This is a genomic window from Pseudomonas sp. SMSB3, from assembly GCF_052041965.1.
GTDB lineage: Bacteria > Pseudomonadota > Gammaproteobacteria > Pseudomonadales > Pseudomonadaceae > Aquipseudomonas.
Genome location: NZ_JBKGGV010000003.1, coordinates 50,673 through 68,238, shown reverse-complemented (window position 1 = coordinate 68,238; position 17,566 = coordinate 50,673). Strand labels below are relative to the sequence as shown.

Here is a 17,566-nt window from a genome sequence, read left to right as displayed (position 1 = left end):
CTCGGGGGCCGTTTTGCGGCCCCCTGCACCGACCGCTGCGGCGAGGCCCCTTCGCGGCCTCGCCCAGACGTTTCAATAGGGTGCATCGCCCAGAATGGTGGCGCGATGCATCACCCGCCGATTGGGCCGGTAGTCATCGACGGCAAAATGCTGGGTCACGCGGTTGTCCCAGAACGCCACGTCGTTCTCCTGCCAACGCCAGCGGATGCTGTACTCCGGCCGCGTCGCATGGGCGAACAGCAGCTTGAGCAGTGCTTCGCTCTCCAGCTCGTTCAGCTCGTTGATACGGGTGGTGAACCCCTCATTGACGAACAACGCCTTGCGCCCGCTGACCGGGTGGGTACGCACCACGGGGTGGGACAGCGGCGGGTTGTTGCGCCGGGTCGCCTCCCAGCGCGCCAGGTCTTCGGGTGTGGTGCCGAAGCGCTCGAGCGGAAACGACTTGGTGAAGTCATGGGTGGCGGTGAGGCCGTCGAGCAACGCGCGCAGCGGCGCCGACAGGCCCTCGAAGGCCGCGATGCCGCTGGCCCACAACGTGTCACCGCCATACGCAGGGAGCTGCTTGGCGCTGAGCACCGCGCCCAGTGCCGGGGTCGGCAGGAAAGTGACGTCGGTGTGCCATACGGCGTTGTCGCGCACGTCGGTGACTGCTGTGTCGAGGATCAGCACCTGGGGCGTTTGCGGCACGTTCGGGTAGATCGGGTGAATGTGCAGGTCGCCGAAGCGGGCGGCAAAGCGTGCCTGCTGCTGCGGCTCGATGGGCTGGTCGCGGAAGAACAGCACCTGGTGCTCAAGCAGTGCCTGCTCGATGGCATCGCGCTGCGCGTCGCTCAGCTCGCGGCTGAGGTCCACGCCGCTGATCTGCGCACCGAGCGCAGGGCTCAGGGGAGTGATGGTCAGGCTCATGGCGGTCTCTTCAATCAGCTTGGGTCAGGGAAGTCGGTATCAGTGGCTCTGCCCGTGCCAGGGCACCAGCTTGCGCTGCAGCGCGCGCAGGCCCATTTCCAGGGCGAAGGCGATCAGCGCTATCAGCAAGATGCCCAGCACCACCACATCGGTAACCAGAAACTGCGCGGCCGACTGCACCATGAACCCCAAGCCGCTGGTGGCCGCGATCAGCTCGGCAGCGACCAGGGTCGACCAACCGACGCCCAGGCCGATGCGCACGCCGGTGAGGATGTCGGGCAGGGCGCTGGGCAAGATCACGTGGCGAATCAGCTGGGCCCGGCTGGCACCCAGCGATTGCGCCGCGCGCAGCTTGGCCGGGTCGACCGTGCGCACGCCGGTAGCGGTGGCGATGGCAATCGGGGCGAAGATCGCCAGGTAGATCAGCAGCACCTTGGACAGCTCGCCGATACCGCACCAGATGACGATCAACGGCAGGTAGGCCAAGGGCGGGATCGGCCGGTAGAACTCGATCAGCGGGTCGAGAATGCCGCGCGCTACGCGGTTGGAGCCAATGGCCAAGCCGACCGGAATGGCGGTCAGGCTCGCGGCGATCAAGGCCAGGCCGATGCGCCCAAGGCTGGCGCCCAGGTGTTGCCACAGGCTTGCGTCCATGTAGCCCTGGGTCAGCAGGATCCAGGCCTTGGCCAGAATGTCGCCAGGCGCGGGGAGAAACAGTGGTTCGACCCAACCGGCCGCGGTGACCAGCCACCACAGGCCCAGCAAGCTGGCCAGGGTGACGGCGCTGATCCAGCGGGTAGGCCAAGGGCGGCGCGCCTTGCAGGCAGGCGCGGACGTTTTTTCGCGGCTGCCGGCGACCGGTAGATTCAGGCTGTTCATGCGCGCTCCTGGACGTTCTGCCGTTGTGCGAACACTCGTGCCAGCACGTGCTCGCGGGTTTCGATGAAACGCGGATCGGACTTGATCGCACGCGCCGATTCGCCAGCGGCATAGCGCTGGCCGAAGTCCAGTTGCAGACGCTCGACCACCCGGCCTGGGTTGGGGGCCAGCAGGATCAGATCGGTGGCCAGGAACACCGCTTCCTCGATGTCATGGGTGATCAGCAATACCGGCTTGGCGGTGCGTTGCCAGACTTGCAGCAGCAGCGCCTGCATCTGCTCGCGAGTGAAGGCGTCGAGGGCGCCGAAAGGCTCGTCCATCAGCAGCACCCGCGGGTCGGCCGCCAACGCTCGGGCCAGGCCCACGCGTTGTCTCTGACCGCCCGACAGTTGCCAGATGCGGCGCTCGGCAAAGCCATCCAGGTCGACCAATGCCAGCATTTCGCGTGCCTTGGCTTCGCGCTGGGGGCGCGGTACGCCGGCCAGCGCCAGGCCGAAGGCGACGTTGCCCAGCACGTTCTGCCAGGGCAGCAAGGCGTCGTCCTGAAATACCACGCCGCGCTCGGCGCTCGGCCCGGTGACCGCTACGCCGTCGAGGCTGATGCGTCCGGCGCTGGGGGTGACGAAGCCTGCGATCAGGTTCAGCAGCGAGGTCTTGCCACTGCCCGATGGCCCGAGGGCCACCAGCAACTGGCGCGGCCCCAGGCTCAGGTTGATGTCGGTCAGCACCGGGGCGGTGGTGCCGGGGTACTGTGCGCTGATGCGCTCCAGTTCGAGCAAGGCCATGGCAGGCTCCGTACGGTGGCAGGCTTAGTTGGGGATGAACTGGGCGCTGACGTAGGGCGAATAGTCCGGCAGCACCGCATCGACCTTGCCCTGTTGCTTGAGGAAAGTGGCGGTGTCGGTCAGCGCCTGGGTGGTGGGTGCGCCCAGCGCCTGGACCTGATCGCCGGCCAGCGGGTACACGTTGCCCTGCAACAACACTGGAATGTCTGCGGGTTTGGCGCCGGACAACTTGACCAGCTTGGCGACGTTGTCCTTGTTGGCCAGCCATGCCTGGGGATCCTTGCGGTAGTCGGCGTAGGCATCCAGGGTCACTTGGGCGAACGCCTTGACCACGTCAGGGTGTTTGTCTGCGTAGTCCTTGCGCACGATCCAGGCGTCGAAGGTAGGCGCGCCTTTGCTGGCGAGCTCGCCCGAGGTGATCAGCACCTTGCCGTTTTCCTTGGCCACGCCCAGGGCAGGGTCCCAGACATACGTGGCATCGATATCGCCGCGTTTCCACGCAGCGATGATCGCGGGGGGCGCCAGGTTGAGGATTTGCACCTTGCCAGGGTCGATGTTCCAGGCCTTCAGCGCGGCCAGCAGGCTGTAGTGGCCAGTGGATACGAAGGGCACGGCGACTTTCTTGCCGATCAGGTCCTGCGGCGTCGTGATGCTGTCACGCGCGACCAGCGCTTCGCCGGCACCGATCTGGGTGGCGATGAGGAAGGTTTCCACCGGCAGCTTTCGAGTAGCGGCTGCCGCCAGTGGGCTGGAGCCGAGGTAGCCGATCTGTACGTCGCCGCTGGCCACGGCGGTGATCACATCGGCGCCGTTATCGAACTTGCGCCAGTCGATGCTGGCCTTGCTGGCTTTTTCGTAAGTGCCATCGACCTGGGCGACCTTGGCCGGATCGACTGTGGTCTGGTAGGCGACCGTCAAGTCAGCGGCGTGCGCCAACCAGCTGGCGCTGGCGAGGGTCAGGGCTGCGATTAGACGCAATGGAGCATGCGGGATCATGGTGAACCTCTCGGCAGGCAAGCGATGTCTTGGATGGCGAGAAGGCTAAATGATATAAGAATTGGAAAATAAATAACTTTTAGGCATTAGCTTAGGAAGGAAGCGCAGGATGGGGTCTGCGCCTGATGCGGCGCAATGGCGCGCGGCAGAATTGCTGCTAGCCTTGCATCGCTCGCGAGGCAGCGACGTTGAGCAGACGGTCGGCAAACGTTTGCAAATAACCTAAAGGTATGGTTGACGAGGTCGATACACCGTTTGGTAGTAAAGGTTCCTTGGATATTCCTTAAAAATCTTAGAAATTCATAAAACGGTCATTTTGGATTTATAGGATTGTCATTATCCTGTAGCGCAGGGGGCGTCTTAGACCAAAGTCGAGAAACGTTTAGAAATGATTGACTAAATGGTCACGCTTTGGGGCTAATCGCCCATCCACGGTAGAGCAGGGCATCAGATCCTGCCGCCAGAGATACACAAGAATTAGAACGTAGAGGAGCAAAACATGTACAAGTCCAGCCTGGCCCTGGCCGTGGCAATGGGGGTTATCGCCCAATCTGCAGGCGCTGCCGGTTTCGTTGAAGACAGCAAACTGTCGCTCAGCTCGCGCACCATGTATTTCAATGATGATAACCGTGAGGTGAATCTTCCTGCCTCGGCCCGCGGCCGTGGTGGCGATAGCCGTGAAGTTGGTCAAGGCTTCAAGTTGGATTACCTGTCGGGCTTCACTCAGGGCACCGTAGGTTTTGGTGTCGATGTGCAGGCGCTGTGGGGTATTCACCTTGATGGTGGCCGCGGCAAGCACCCGAACAACAGCACCTTCTTCCCAAGCGACACCGATGGGTCGGCTGTTAGCCAGTGGGCGCGCATCGGCGGCAACGCTAAAGCTCGTTTCTCCAAGACCGAAGTTCACTACGGAAGTGCACTGGCACCGAACCTGCCAATCCTCGTAGCCAACGATGGTCGTCTGCTGCCGCAGACCTTCGAGGGGGGCACCATCCAGTCGAAGGAAATCGATAACCTGACCGTCAATGCTGGTCAGCTGACCCACGCAATGGGTCGTGCATCGAGCAACCGTACCGGCCTGTCTGTCAACGGCGCCACCGCCGACAGCAACAAGTTCGTCTACGGCGGTCTGGACTACAAGCTCACTCCTGACCTGACCCTGCAGTACTACTACTCGAACCTCAAAGATTTCTACAAGCAGCATTTCCTGGGCGCGACTCACGTGTTCAAGATCGCTGACGATCAGTCGTTCAAGACCGACCTGCGTTACTTCGATAGCAGCAGCGATGGCAAGAACGGCGGTCCGGGCGCGTACAACTTCAACAACAACGGTGGTTACGAAAAGAACGACGGCAAGGTCGACAACAAGACCTGGTCGGCCATGTTCACGTACACCTTGGGTAGCCACGCGTTGATGCTCGGTCATCAGCAAGTTAGCGACGACGGTGGTTTCGTCTGGCTGAACCAAGGCTCCGTGGTCGACGGCAACGGTCGTCCGGAAGGTGCCGGTGGTGCCAGCTTCTACCTGTTCACCGACAGCATGATCAACCAGTTCGCGCGTGCGGGTACCAACACTACCTTCGGTCAGTACAGCTATGACTTCGCACGTATGGGTGTGCCAGGCCTGAAAGCTTCGATTTCGTACCTGCGCGGTACTGATATTCGCAATGCTTCGGGCAACGGCACCTACCACGAGTGGGAACGTGATGCTCGCGTCGACTACGTGATTCAGGAAGGCACCCTCAAGGGTCTGGGCGCCAGCCTGCGCCACGGTATCTACCGCGGCGAAGGTGAGGCTCCTGTCGACAAGGACCAGACTCGCTTCATCGTGAACTACACTTACAACTTCATGTAAGCGTCGATTCACCCAAAAGCCTCGTCTAGCGCGAGGCTTTTTTGTGCCTGCAAGTTGGTATCCCTAAAAGTTATAAATAAATCATTATTTATTCTTTTTCTTTTGGTTCGAATGCAGGCACATTTATCCCATAAGCCCGGACAGCACAGGAGCAGCACCCATGAGCCTCAAACTCGGCGACATCGCCCCCGACTTCGAGCAGGACTCCAGCGAAGGCAAGATCCGCTTTCACCAATGGCTGGGCGATAGCTGGGGTGTGCTGTTCTCCCACCCGGCCGATTTCACGCCGGTGTGCACCACCGAGCTGGGCCTGACCGCCAAGCTCAAGGATGAATTCGCCAAGCGCGGCGTCAAGGCCATTGCGCTGTCGGTAGACCCGGTCGACTCGCACCACAGGTGGATCGAGGACATCAACGAAACGCAGAACACCGTGGTCAACTTCCCGATCATCGCAGACGCCGACCGCAAGGTTTCTGATCTGTACGACCTGATCCATCCCAATGCCAGCGATACGCTGACCGTTCGCTCGCTGTTCGTCATCGATCCCAACAAGAAGGTGCGCCTGACCATCACCTACCCGGCCAGCACCGGGCGCAACTTCAATGAGATCCTGCGAGTGATCGACTCGCTGCAACTGACCGACACCCACAAGGTGGCCACCCCTGGCAACTGGCAGGACGGCGACGATGTAGTGATCGTGCCTTCGCTCAAAGACGAAGACGAGATCAAGCAACGCTTTCCCAAGGGTTACCGCGCAGTCAAACCCTACCTGCGCCTGACCCCTCAACCCAATCGCTGAAAGCAGTTGCAAGTCATAAGCGGCAAGCGGCAAGTATGAGCGATATGGGCGACTGCTTCTTCTTGCAGCTTGCCCCTGAAACTTGCCGCTGCTGCTCCCCAGTACCTTACTCGCCCGACAACGAGGCAAGCAGGTGCAACCTGAACCCAATCCGCACAGGAGAGCGCCATGCGCACTGTCTTCTTGCGTCGTGGTCTGGTCGCCCTGTTTGCGGCGGCTGTGTCCTTCGGCGTCATTACTCAAGCCCAGGCCGAAAGCCTGCGCATCGGTTATCAGAAATACGGCACCCTGGTGCTGCTCAAGGCCAAAGGCACCTTGGAAAAACGCCTGGCCGAACAAGGTGTGCAGGTGCAGTGGACCGAGTTTCCCGGTGGCCCGCAGTTGCTCGAAGGCCTCAACGTCGGCTCGATCGACTTCGGCGTGACCGGTGAAACGCCGCCCGTCTTTGCCCAGGCGGCAGGGGCCGACCTGCTGTATGTGGCTTATGAACCACCGGCCCCGCACAGCGAAGCGATTCTGGTGCCCAAGGGCTCGCCGATCCACTCGGTGAAGGAACTCAAAGGCAAGAAAGTCGCCCTCAACAAGGGCTCCAACGTTCACTACCTGCTGGTTCGCGCCCTGGAAGACGCGGGCCTCAAGTACAGCGATATCCAGCCGGTATACCTGCCCCCGGCCGACGCCCGCGCCGCCTTCGAGCGCGGCAGCATCGACGCCTGGGTCATCTGGGATCCTTACCAGGCCGCTGCCGAGCAGCAGTTGCAGGCGCGGACCCTGCGCGACGGTCAGGACCTGGTCGACAACCATCAGTTCTACCTGGCGACCCGGGACTACGCCACCCAGCACCCGGCAGTGATCAGCACCTTGATCGACGAAGTGCGCGCCGTGGGCCAGTGGTCGCAGGCCAACCCCCAGCAAGTGACCGATCAGGTTGCGCCCCTGCTGGGCCTGCCCGCCGCCATCACCCTGACCTCGGTCAAGCGCCAGGGCTACGGTGCCGCGCCGCTCACTCCGCAAGTGGTGCAAGCGCAGCAGAAGATTGCCGACACTTTCCAAGCGCTCAAGCTGATCCCCAAGCCGCTGAGTATCAAGGATGTGATCTGGACACCCCCCGCCAAGGTCGCCAGCGCGCCTTGAATGACTCGCCTGCGTCAGGGCCATGCCCTGACCAGCGTTACCCTTGAGGAGACAACTCCAATGAGCCTTAACATCTTCTGGTTCTTGCCCACCCATGGCGATGGCAAGTACCTCGGCACCGCCGACGGCGCCCGCGCGGTCGACCATGGTTACCTGCAACAGATCGCCCAGGCTGCCGACCGCCTCGGTTTCGGCGGCGTGCTGATCCCCACCGGGCGTTCCTGCGAGGACTCCTGGTTGGTGGCCGCATCGCTGATCCCGGTGACCCAGCGCCTGAAGTTCCTGGTCGCCCTGCGCCCGGGCATCATTTCGCCGACCGTGGCCGCGCGCCAGGCGGCAACCCTGGATCGGCTGTCCAACGGCCGCGCCCTGTTCAACCTGGTGACCGGCGGCGACCCGGACGAGCTGGCCGGCGACGGCCTGCACCTGAATCATCAGGAACGCTACGAGGCGTCTGTCGAGTTCACCCGTATCTGGCGCAAGGTGCTCGAAGGGGAAGTGGTCGACTATGACGGCAAGCACATCCAGGTCAAAGGCGCCAAGCTGCTCTACCCACCCATCCAGCAGCCGCGTCCACCGCTGTATTTCGGTGGCTCGTCCGAAGCCGCCCAGGACCTGGCTGCCGAACAGGTCGAGCTGTACCTGACCTGGGGCGAGCCGCCGAGCGCGGTGGCTGAAAAAATCGCCCAGGTGCGGGACAAGGCCGCCGCACAGGGGCGTCAGGTCCGCTTCGGCATCCGCCTGCACGTAATCGTGCGGGAAACCAACGAACAAGCCTGGGCGGCGGCCGACAAACTCATCTCGCACCTGGACGACGAAACCATCGCCCGGGCCCAGGCCTCGCTGGCACGCTTCGATTCGGTCGGCCAGCAGCGCATGGCGGCCCTGCACAACGGTAACCGCGACAAGCTGGAGGTCAGCCCCAACCTGTGGGCCGGCGTCGGCCTGGTGCGCGGTGGCGCCGCCACCGCGCTGGTTGGCGATGGGCCGACCGTGGCTGCCCGGGTCAAGGAGTACGCGGCACTCGGTATCGATACCTTCATCTTCTCGGGTTATCCCCACCTGGAGGAGTCCTACCGGGTTGCCGAGCTGTTGTTCCCGCACCTGGACGTGCAACGCCCGGAGCAGGCCAAGAGCGGCGGCTACGTAAGCCCGTTCGGCGAGATGGTCGCCAACGACATCCTGCCCAAGTCGGTCGCGCAGAGCTGAGGGCCGGATCATGAGTCGTGCAACTTCCACTACCCTCAGCCAGCGCCTGGCGCCCTGGGCCCTGCCGGTATTGCTGCTGGCGATCTGGCAACTGGCGGTCAGCGCCGGTTGGCTGTCCACGCGCATCCTGCCGGCACCGAGCGCGGTGGTCAGCGCCGGCGTCGAGCTGGTGCGCAGCGGTGAAATCTGGACCCACCTGGCCATCAGTGGCTGGCGTGCCGGGTTGGGCTTCGTCATTGGCGGCAGCCTGGGCCTGGCGCTGGGCTTCATCACCGGCCTGTCCAACTGGGGCGAGCGCCTGCTCGACAGCTCGGTGCAGATGATCCGCAACGTGCCACACCTGGCGTTGATTCCGCTGGTGATCCTATGGTTCGGCATCGATGAGTCGGCGAAGATCTTTCTGGTCGCACTGGGCACGCTGTTCCCGATCTACCTGAACACCTATCACGGTATCCGCAACGTCGACCCGGCGCTGGTGGAAATGGCGCGCAGCTATGGCCTGTCCGGGTTTGGCCTGTTTCGCCAGGTGATCCTGCCCGGCGCCCTGCCGTCGATTCTGGTTGGTGTGCGCTTCGCCCTGGGCTTCATGTGGTTGACCCTGATCGTCGCCGAAACCATTTCGGCCAACGCCGGCATCGGCTACCTGGCGATGAACGCGCGTGAATTTCTGCAAACCGACGTGGTGGTACTGGCCATTGTCCTGTACGCGGTGCTCGGCAAGCTTGCCGACCTGGCTGCCCGAGGCCTGGAGCGGGTATGGCTACGCTGGCACCCGGCCTATCAGACCGCGAAGAAGGAGGGCGCATGACTGTGCTCAAGGATCAGCCGCCACGCCTGTTGCGTGGCATCCCCCTGGCGGCCAAGGGCGTGCGCAAGGCATTCGGCGCCCGCGAAGTGCTCAAGGGCATCGACCTGCACATTCCTGCCGGCCAGTTCGTGGCCATCGTGGGCCGCAGTGGTTGTGGCAAGAGCACCTTGCTGCGCCTGCTGGCCGGGCTCGATCAGCCGACGTCCGGGCAGCTACTGGCTGGTGCCGCCGCGCTGAGCGACGCCCGCGAAGAAACCCGCTTGATGTTCCAGGACGCGCGCTTGCTGCCTTGGAAGAAAGTCATCGACAACGTCGGCCTGGGGCTGACCGGTGACTGGCGCCAGCGCGCCCTCGATGCTCTCGAAGCAGTAGGCCTGGCAGATCGCGCCAATGAATGGCCCGCCGGCTTGTCAGGTGGCCAGAAGCAGCGCGTGGCCCTGGCCCGGGCATTGATCCATCAACCGCGCCTGCTCCTGCTCGATGAACCGCTCGGCGCGCTGGATGCCCTGACGCGCATCGAAATGCAGCAACTGATCGAACGGCTGTGGCGCACCCATGGCTTTACCGTGCTGCTGGTCACCCATGACGTCAGCGAGGCGGTGGCGGTCGCCGACCGGGTGATTCTCATCGAGGACGGCGAAGTCGGCCTGGACCTCGAGGTCGAACTGGCCCGGCCCAGGGCGCGAGGTTCGCATCGCCTGGCCGCGCTGGAAAGCGAAGTGCTCAACCGTGTGTTGTCGGCGCCGGGCACCGCGCCCGAGCCCGACCCTGTAGCCCCATTGCCCACGCAGCTGCGTTGGGCGCACTGAATCCCCTACCTATCAGACTCAACGCCAACGAGAAGGAATCAAGCCATGACTATCAAAGCGATCAACGTGCGTAACCAGTTCAAAGGCACCGTGAAGGAAATCCTCGAAGGCCCGGTTCTGTCGGAAATCGACGTGCAAACCGCCTCGGGCATCGTCACCTCGGTGATCACCACCCGCTCGGTGCGCGAGCTGGAGCTTCAAGTGGGCAGTGAAGTGATTGCCTTCGTGAAATCGACGGAAGTGTCCATCGCCAAGCTGTGATGGCGCGAACTGGGACTGCCTGGCAGTCCCAGCAGCTCAGGCGTGTCGCTTGGCCAGAAAGGGCGGTAGATACAGGCCCAGATAAGCCTCGAACACGCGTTTGCCTTCTTCGGCCATGCGTGGGGTGATGCTTTCGTGCAATTGCATGGAGCGCGCATACACCCGGTCGCTCAGCTCCATGGCCAGGGTGAACACATCCACATCCAGCGGCATCACCGGCAAATGGAAGTGCTGGTCGAACAGCCTGTGCATCAGTTCGCCCAGTTCCAGGTCGTGGTGACGGTCGGCCTGCACCACTTCGCTAAGCCCATGCTGGGCCAGGATCAGCTGCCGTGCGGCAGTGTCCTGGTGATAGATATCCAGCATGCGCTGTTCGATCAGTCGCGCCAGTTCATGCCAGGTGTTGAACGCACTGCTGTCGATCGGCGCGCTCAAGGCTTCGCGAAACGTCCGGTGCACATCGCCGGTCAAGGCTTCGAGCAGGGACGGCACGCTGGCGAAAAAGTGGTACACCGACGACGGCGGAATCTGCGCCCGTTCGGCCACGCTGTAGATCGACAGCGCCGCCATCCCATGCTCGGCCAGCAACGCCCGCGCCGCAGCCAGAATCGCTTCGATCCTCGCCTGGCTACTGGCGCGCGGTCGGCGCGGGGCGGCGACACGGTTCATCAGTTGCTGATTGCCAGGATGCTAGCCTGGTAGGCGCCGACGAACAGGTCGAAGTCGCCGACCTCCTCTTGCTCAAGTTCAGCCTGCTTGGCCAGCGATTCACGGGCGAGGGTTTCGAAATGCGCCTGCTGCTCGGCTGGCAGCGGCTGTTCGCGGAAGCTCTCGGCGTGCAGGCGGCTCTGGCGCAGGGAGAAGGCGATGAAGCTCTCGTCGTGTTCGGTCATGCGCGCCAGCACTTGCGCAGAAGGCGTCAGCGACGGGTCGTCGACCTTGGCCTGCTGCGCTTCCATGGCCTTGGCATGGGCATCGCCGCCGTGGGCCTGGTCGAGCAGTTGCGCCAGTTGGCCGATGTCGGCCAGCAGGGCGCTGGCCCATTCCTTGAGCGCGACCGGCTGACCATGGCGCTGCAACTGCAACCCCGGACGCCGGCCTTCCTTGACCACGGCCAGGAAGTTATGCGTGCATTGGCCGCATTCGGCGTTGTCCAGCTGCGGGCTTTCATCCAGCGCGCAGAACAACAGGAAGGCATCGAGAAAGCGTGCTTCGGTCAGGTCGATGCCGACCGGCAGGAACGGGTTGATGTCCAGGCAGCGCACCTCGACGTACTGCACGCCACGCGAGGTCAAGGCCTGGATCGGCCGCTCGCCGGTGTAGGTGACCCGTTTCGGGCGGATGTTCGAGTAGTACTCGTTCTCGATCTGCAGGATGTTGGTGTTCAACTGCACCCACTCGCCATCGACGTGGGTACCGACTTCGACGTAGGGCGGGTAGGGCGTGCCGACGGCCTTGCGCAGGCTGTCGGTGTAGCTGGCCAGGTTGTTGTAGCACGGCGTCAGGCCAGCCTGGGCGTTGCTCTGGTAGCCCAGATCGCTCATGCGCAGGCTGGTGGCGTAAGGCAGGTAGAGGGTATCGGCGTCGAGCTCTTCGAGCTGATGCGGGCGACCGCGCAGGAAACCTTTGTCTAGTGCAGGCGATGCCCCGAACAGGTACATCAGCAGCCAGCTGTAGCGGCGGAAGTTACGAATCAGCGCGATGTACGCAGAAGACTGGTACTCGCGATCGCTCTGCTGGTCGCCTTCGGCATCGCGCAGCAACGGCCACAGCGCTTCAGGCAACGAGAAGTTGTAATGGATACCGGCGATGCACTGCATGGTGCGCCCGTAGCGCAGGGCCAGGCCCTTGCGGTAGACATGCTTGAGCTTGCCGATGTTGGAGCTGCCGTACTCGGCTATCGGGATGTCTTCTTCTGCCGGCAGGGTGCACGGCATCGAAGGGCTCCACAAGTACTCGTGGGCAAGCTTGCTGTAGACGAAGCGGTGCGTCTGTTCGAGGCTTTCGAGCACCTGCGCCGGATCGGCCAGGGCCGGGGTGATGAATTCCAGCAGCGATTCGGAATAATCGGTGGTGATCTGCTCGTTAGTCAGCGCCGATCCCAGCGCTTCGGGATGCGGGGTCTGGGCCAGGCGGCCCTCATCGGTTACGCGCAGGCATTCGCGCTCAATACCGTGCAGGCACTGCTCGAGCAGGGGAAGATTGGCGCCGAGCAGGCTCAGGCGGCGGTTGAGGAGGTCGCTCAAGGTGTATTCCTTCACGCATCAGTCGCCCCAATATGGGGGTAGAAATGACGGTCTACAAGGGTAGGAAGAAAGGAACTGGCGTTGTCGCCTGGTTTACGCGGTTCCGGCAGTGCCAACCACTGCCGAAAAATACCGCAGTTACCCCTTGGTGAGCTAGAGAACCGTGAAGGTTCCCTAGCCATGGCGACGCGCTTGTCGCCTTGAGCTACGTCGACGTCGACCCGCCCAGGGCAGGGCGTGACGGGCCTATTTCTTCTTCAGTTGCTTGGCATTGGCGAACAGTGCGGCCATGGCGTTGTTGCTCGGCGCAGCGGCGGCGGTTTCACGCGCCCGCGGCGCTGGTTGCTGGCGGTTGCCGGCGCCGCCACGGCTGCCACCGCGGTTGCCCTCGACCTTTTCACCCGGGGTGTCGCCCATGCGCATCGACAGGCCGACGCGCTTGCGCGGGATATCCACTTCCATGACCTTGACCTTCACCACATCGCCGGCCTTGACCGCTTCGCGGGGATCCTTGACGAACTTCTCCGACAACGCCGAGATGTGTACCAGGCCATCCTGGTGCACGCCGATGTCGACGAAAGCACCGAAGTTGGTGACGTTGGTCACTACGCCTTCGAGAATCATGCCCGGCTGCAGGTCCTTGAGGTCCTCGACGCCATCCTGGAAGGTGGCGGTCTTGAACTCAGGACGCGGGTCGCGGCCAGGCTTGTCCAGTTCCTGGAGGATGTCGGTGACGGTGGGCAAGCCGAAGGTTTCATCGGTGAACGTCTTCGGGTCCAGTCGCTTGAGGAAGCTGCTGTCACCGATCAGCGAGCGAATGTCGCGGTCGGTGTCGGCGGCGATGCGCTGTACCAGCGGGTAGGCTTCAGGGTGCACGGCCGAGGCGTCCAGCGGGTTGCTGCCATTCATCACACGCAAGAAGCCGGCCGCCTGCTCGAAGGTCTTCTCGCCCAGGCGGCTGACCTTTTTCAGCGCCGCTCGGGTGGCGAACGGGCCATTGGCGTCGCGGTGCGCGACGATGTTCTGGGCCAGGGTCGCATTGAGGCCGGAGATGCGCGTCAGCAGCGCCACCGAGGCCGTGTTGACGTCCACGCCCACGGCGTTCACACAGTCTTCGACCACCGCGTCCAAGCCGCGCGCCAGTTTCACCTGCGAGACATCGTGCTGGTATTGGCCGACGCCAATGGATTTCGGGTCGATCTTGACCAGCTCGGCCAGGGGGTCCTGCAGACGCCGGGCGATCGACACCGCGCCACGGATCGAGACGTCGAGGTCGGGGAATTCGCGGGCAGCCAGCTCGGAAGCCGAATACACCGAGGCGCCGGCTTCGGAAACCATGATCTTGGTGATGTTCAGCGCTGGGTATTTCTTGACCAGGTCTGCCACCAGCTTGTCGCTCTCGCGGCTGGCGGTGCCGTTGCCGATGGCGATCAATTCGACCGAGTGCTTGGCGCACAGCGCCGCCATCACCGAGAGGGTGCGATCCCATTCGTTCTTCGGCGCATGCGGGTAGACCGTGGTGTAGTCGAGCAACTTGCCGGTGGCATCGACCACGGCGATCTTGCAGCCGGTGCGCAGGCCCGGGTCGAAGCCCAGCGTCGCCCGCGGGCCTGCCGGTGCGGCCAGCAGCAAGTCGTGCAGATTGTGGGCGAAGACGTTGATGGCCTCGCCCTCGGCGTTGTCGCGCAGCTCGCCGAACAGGTCGGTTTCCAGGTGGGTGTAGAGCTTGACCTTCCAGGTCCAACGCACCACTTCGCCGAGCCACTTGTCGGCCGCCCGACCGCGGTTCTCGATGCCGACATGCTGGCCGATCATCAGCTCGCACGGGTGCAGGGTTCCGGGCAGCTCCTCGCCGACCTTGAGCGAGGCGCTCAATACGCCTTCGTTGCGGCCACGGAAGATCGCCAGGGCACGGTGCGAGGGGGCATTGCGCAGCAGCTCGTCATGGGCGAAGTAATCGCGGAACTTCGCGCCTTCGTCTTCCTTGCCAGCCACCACGCGCGCGCTGAGCACGGCTTCCTGCTTGAGGAAGTTGCGCAGCTTGTCGAGCAGGGCGGCATCTTCGGCGAAGCGCTCCATGAGGATGTACTTGGCGCCTTCGAGCGCCGCTTTTACATCGGCAACGCCTTTTTCGGCATCGACGAAACGCGCGGCTTCGCTTTCAGGGGCCAGGGCGGGGTTTTCGAACAGGCCGTCGGCCAGCTCGCCAAGGCCGGCTTCCAGGGCGATCTGGCCCTTGGTGCGGCGCTTCTGCTTGTACGGCAGGTAGAGGTCTTCGAGGCGGGTCTTGGTATCGGCCAGCTTGATCTCGCGGGCCAGCTCGGGGGTCAGCTTGCCCTGCTCCTCGATGCTGGAGAGGATGCTGGCGCGGCGGTCGTCGAGCTCACGCAGGTAACGCAGGCGTTCTTCCAGATGGCGCAACTGGGTGTCGTCGAGGCTGCCGGTGACTTCCTTGCGATAACGGGCAATGAAGGGCACGGTCGAGCCTTCGTCCAACAAGCCCACGGCCGCCTCGACCTGCTGGGGGCGTACGCCCAGTTCTTCGGCGATACGGCTGTTGATGCTGTCCATGTGAACCACCTGACATTTGTGAATACGGGGGCGCCGCAGGGGCATTGGCCCAGTGGCGCTGGATCGAAGCGGCGCATTATACCCATCGCCAGCGCCTTGCGGTGATGGCGCCCGGCCACCCGGCAGTGGCGCCCGGGGAAAAATCTGCTAACAATGCTCACGCAACGGGCAGCATTGGCTACGCCATAATGCGCGGCGACATCAGAGGAGTTATTCATGACCGGCACTGCGAACACCGCTGAAGGTGACAAGATTCTCATCGTCGACGACGATCCGGGGCTGAGCAGCCTGCTGGAGCGTTTCTTCACCAGCAAGGGCTATCGCGCCCGTGCGGTGCCCAATACCGAACAGATGGACCGCCTGCTGCAACGCGAGGTGTTCAACCTGGTGGTGCTCGACCTGATGCTGCCAGGCGAAGACGGCCTCTCGGCGTGCAAGCGCCTGCGCCAGTCGAACAACCAGATCCCGATCATCATGCTCACCGCCAAGGGTGACGAGCTCAGCCGCATCAAGGGCCTGGAGCTGGGCGCCGACGACTACCTGGGCAAGCCTTTCAACCCCGACGAGCTGATGGCGCGGGTCAAGGCCGTGTTGCGCCGCCAGGCGCCGAGCGTGCCTGGTGCCCCAGGCAGCGAGGACGAGTCGGTCACGTTCGGCGACTACGAGCTGTCGCTGGCGACCCGCGAACTCAAGCGTGGCGACGAAGTGCACATGCTCACCACCGGCGAATTCGCCGTGCTCAAGGCCCTGGTCATGCATGCGCGCGAGCCGCTGACCCGCGACAAGCTGATGAACCTGGCGCGTGGCCGCGAGTGGGATGCACTGGAGCGCTCCATCGACGTGCAGATTTCGCGTCTGCGCCGCATGATCGAACCGGACCCGTCCAAGCCGCGCTATATCCAGACGGTGTGGGGTGTGGGCTACGTGTTCGTGCCAGACGGAAACGCCGGCAAATGATGCAGCGTCGTCGATGAAAACGCCGCTGTGGTTCCCGCAGAGCTTCTTCGCCCGCACGCTGTGGCTGGTGCTGATCGTCGTGCTGTTTTCCAAGGCATTGACGCTGGTGTACCTCCTAATGAACGAGGACGTGCTGGTCGATCGCCAGTACAGCCACGGCGTTGCGCTGACCCTGCGCGCCTATTGGGCGGCCGACGAAGAAAACCGGGACAAGATCGCCGAGGCCGCTGGCCTGATCCGCGTGACGGGTTCGGGCGTGCCGGAGGGCGAGCAACACTGGCCTTACAGCGAAATCTACCAGCGCCAGATGCAGGCCGAACTGGGTGAAGACACCGAAGTGCGCCTGCGCATCCATGCCCCGCCGGCGCTGTGGGTGAATGCGCCGAGCCTGGGCCCGGGCTGGCTGAAAGTGCCGTTGTATCCGCACCCGCTGCGCGGGCAAAAAATCTGGAACGTGCTGGGGTGGTTCCTGGCAATCGGTTTACTGTCCACGGCGTCGGCGTGGATTTTCGTACGTCAGCTCAACCAGCCGCTCAAGCGCCTGGTGTTCGCTGCGCGGCAACTGGGCCAGGGGCGCAGCGTGCGCCTGCCGATCAGCGATACGCCGAGCGAGATGACCGAGGTGTACCGCGCCTTCAATCAAATGGCCGAGGACGTCGAACAAGCCGGTCGAGAGCGCGAACTGATGTTGGCCGGCGTGTCCCACGACCTGCGCACGCCACTGACGCGCCTGCGCCTGTCGCTCTCGTTGCTGGGCAGCGACAGCGAGCTGAGTGACGATATGGTGCGCGATATCGAGGACATGGACGCGATTCTCGATCAGTTCCTGGCGTTTATCCGCGATGGCCGGGACGAGCCAGTCGAAGAGGTCGACCTGGCCCACCTGGTGCGTGAAGTAGTAGCGCCCTACAACCAGCCAGAAGAGCGCGTGCGCCTGTGCCTCGAGCCTATCCCGCCGTTCCCGCTGCGCCGGGTTTCGCTCAAGCGCATGCTCGACAACCTGATCGGCAATGCGCTGCACCATGCTGGCAAGGGCGTGGAGGTGGCCGCTTATGTGTCGGGCGACGAGAGCGCGCCCTATGTGGTGCTCAGCGTGCTCGACCGCGGCACCGGGATCGACGAGTCCGAGCTGGAAACCATCTTCAACCCGTTCATTCGTGGCGACCGCGCGCGGGGAGGCAAAGGCACTGGCCTGGGGCTTGCCATCGTCAAGCGCATCGCCGCACAGCATGGTGGCAATGTCGAGCTGCGCAACCGTTCCGGTGGCGGCATCGAAGCGCGAGTGCGCTTGCCATTGGGGCTGCTGCTGCCGCGTAACGCGGTGTAAGGACTAGCGGCCCGGTCGCCTTGA

15 protein-coding genes and 1 pseudogene are annotated in these 17,566 nt (G+C 63.5%); 9 read left to right on the top strand and 7 right to left on the bottom strand.

Features of this window, described 5'->3' with window-relative positions; all coding sequences use genetic code 11:
* Window positions 1-72: 72 nt before the first annotated feature.
* Genes tauD through tauA form a run of 4 tightly spaced genes read right to left on the bottom strand, consistent with a single transcriptional unit; the run spans window position 73 to window position 3,566 of the window.
* A complete protein-coding gene (gene tauD / locus ACLEJW_RS06240) occupies window positions 73-906 on the bottom strand; it encodes a taurine dioxygenase (RefSeq protein ID WP_145184009.1) in 834 nt (277 codons plus the stop codon).
* Between the two features lie 39 nt (window positions 907-945).
* Complete coding sequence (tauC, locus tag ACLEJW_RS06235) at window positions 946-1,785, bottom strand: taurine ABC transporter permease TauC (protein WP_440777240.1); 840 nt, start codon at window positions 1,783-1,785, stop codon at window positions 946-948.
* Window positions 1,782-2,570: a taurine ABC transporter ATP-binding subunit gene (gene tauB / locus ACLEJW_RS06230; protein WP_440777239.1), complete on the bottom strand. Its 789-nt coding sequence runs from the start codon at window positions 2,568-2,570 to the stop codon at window positions 1,782-1,784. The genes tauC and tauB overlap by 4 nt, the downstream gene beginning before the upstream one ends.
* A 24-nt stretch (window positions 2,571-2,594) precedes the next feature.
* Window positions 2,595-3,566 (bottom strand): taurine ABC transporter substrate-binding protein, encoded by a 972-nt coding sequence (tauA, locus tag ACLEJW_RS06225; protein WP_145184000.1) that lies wholly within the window; start codon window positions 3,564-3,566, stop codon window positions 2,595-2,597.
* A gap of 499 nt (window positions 3,567-4,065) precedes the next feature.
* On the opposite strand from tauA, the gene ACLEJW_RS06220 reads away from it, so the two are divergent.
* The 7 genes and pseudogenes from ACLEJW_RS06220 to ACLEJW_RS06190 all read left to right on the top strand — a co-directional run bounded on the left by ACLEJW_RS06220 (window position 4,066) and on the right by ACLEJW_RS06190 (window position 10,441).
* Window positions 4,066-5,421 carry an OprD family outer membrane porin gene (locus ACLEJW_RS06220; protein ID WP_313295409.1) on the top strand — a complete coding sequence of 452 codons (1,356 nt, stop codon included), beginning with the start codon at window positions 4,066-4,068 and terminating at the stop codon, window positions 5,419-5,421.
* A 160-nt stretch (window positions 5,422-5,581) separates the two neighbouring features.
* A complete protein-coding gene (locus ACLEJW_RS06215) occupies window positions 5,582-6,220 on the top strand; it encodes a peroxiredoxin (protein WP_440777238.1) in 639 nt (212 codons plus the stop codon).
* Between the two features lie 168 nt (window positions 6,221-6,388).
* The gene (locus tag ACLEJW_RS06210; RefSeq protein WP_440777237.1) at window positions 6,389-7,354 is read left to right on the top strand and encodes a sulfonate ABC transporter substrate-binding protein; all 966 of its coding nucleotides are present in this window, start codon (window positions 6,389-6,391) and stop codon (window positions 7,352-7,354) included.
* A 60-nt stretch (window positions 7,355-7,414) separates the two neighbouring features.
* Window positions 7,415-8,563 (top strand): FMNH2-dependent alkanesulfonate monooxygenase, encoded by a 1,149-nt coding sequence (ssuD, locus tag ACLEJW_RS06205; RefSeq protein WP_440777236.1) that lies wholly within the window; start codon window positions 7,415-7,417, stop codon window positions 8,561-8,563.
* A gap of 10 nt (window positions 8,564-8,573) precedes the next feature.
* Complete coding sequence (gene ssuC / locus ACLEJW_RS06200; protein ID WP_145183986.1) at window positions 8,574-9,371, top strand: aliphatic sulfonate ABC transporter permease SsuC; 798 nt, start codon at window positions 8,574-8,576, stop codon at window positions 9,369-9,371.
* A pseudogene (gene ssuB, locus ACLEJW_RS06195) lies at window positions 9,343-10,180 on the top strand (aliphatic sulfonates ABC transporter ATP-binding protein). Before ssuC ends, ssuB begins: the two are co-directional and overlap by 29 nt.
* Window positions 10,181-10,225: 45 nt before the next feature.
* On the top strand, window positions 10,226-10,441 hold the full coding sequence (locus tag ACLEJW_RS06190; RefSeq protein ID WP_003255829.1) for a TOBE domain-containing protein: 216 nt from the start codon (window positions 10,226-10,228) through the stop codon (window positions 10,439-10,441).
* 36 nt (window positions 10,442-10,477) lie between these two features.
* Here ACLEJW_RS06190 and ACLEJW_RS06185 read toward each other — a convergent pair whose 3' ends face one another.
* From ACLEJW_RS06185 to ACLEJW_RS06175, 3 genes are all read right to left on the bottom strand, one after another.
* Window positions 10,478-11,110, bottom strand: coding sequence for a TetR/AcrR family transcriptional regulator (locus tag ACLEJW_RS06185; RefSeq protein ID WP_440777235.1), 633 nt, complete (start codon window positions 11,108-11,110; stop codon window positions 10,478-10,480).
* A complete protein-coding gene (gene gshA, locus ACLEJW_RS06180; protein ID WP_313295399.1) occupies window positions 11,110-12,687 on the bottom strand; it encodes a glutamate--cysteine ligase in 1,578 nt (525 codons plus the stop codon). Before gshA ends, ACLEJW_RS06185 begins: the two co-directional genes overlap by 1 nt.
* A 246-nt stretch (window positions 12,688-12,933) precedes the next feature.
* On the bottom strand, window positions 12,934-15,258 hold the full coding sequence (locus ACLEJW_RS06175) for a Tex family protein (protein ID WP_440777234.1): 2,325 nt from the start codon (window positions 15,256-15,258) through the stop codon (window positions 12,934-12,936).
* A 216-nt stretch (window positions 15,259-15,474) separates the two neighbouring features.
* Between ACLEJW_RS06175 and ompR the strand changes: the two genes are divergently transcribed.
* Together ompR and ACLEJW_RS06165 are read left to right on the top strand one after the other, a co-directional pair.
* On the top strand, window positions 15,475-16,215 hold the full coding sequence (gene ompR, locus ACLEJW_RS06170; protein WP_145183972.1) for an osmolarity response regulator transcription factor OmpR: 741 nt from the start codon (window positions 15,475-15,477) through the stop codon (window positions 16,213-16,215).
* 13 nt (window positions 16,216-16,228) lie between these two features.
* Window positions 16,229-17,542 carry an ATP-binding protein gene (locus tag ACLEJW_RS06165; protein ID WP_145183970.1) on the top strand — a complete coding sequence of 438 codons (1,314 nt, stop codon included), beginning with the start codon at window positions 16,229-16,231 and terminating at the stop codon, window positions 17,540-17,542.
* Window positions 17,543-17,566: the final 24 nt, after the last annotated feature.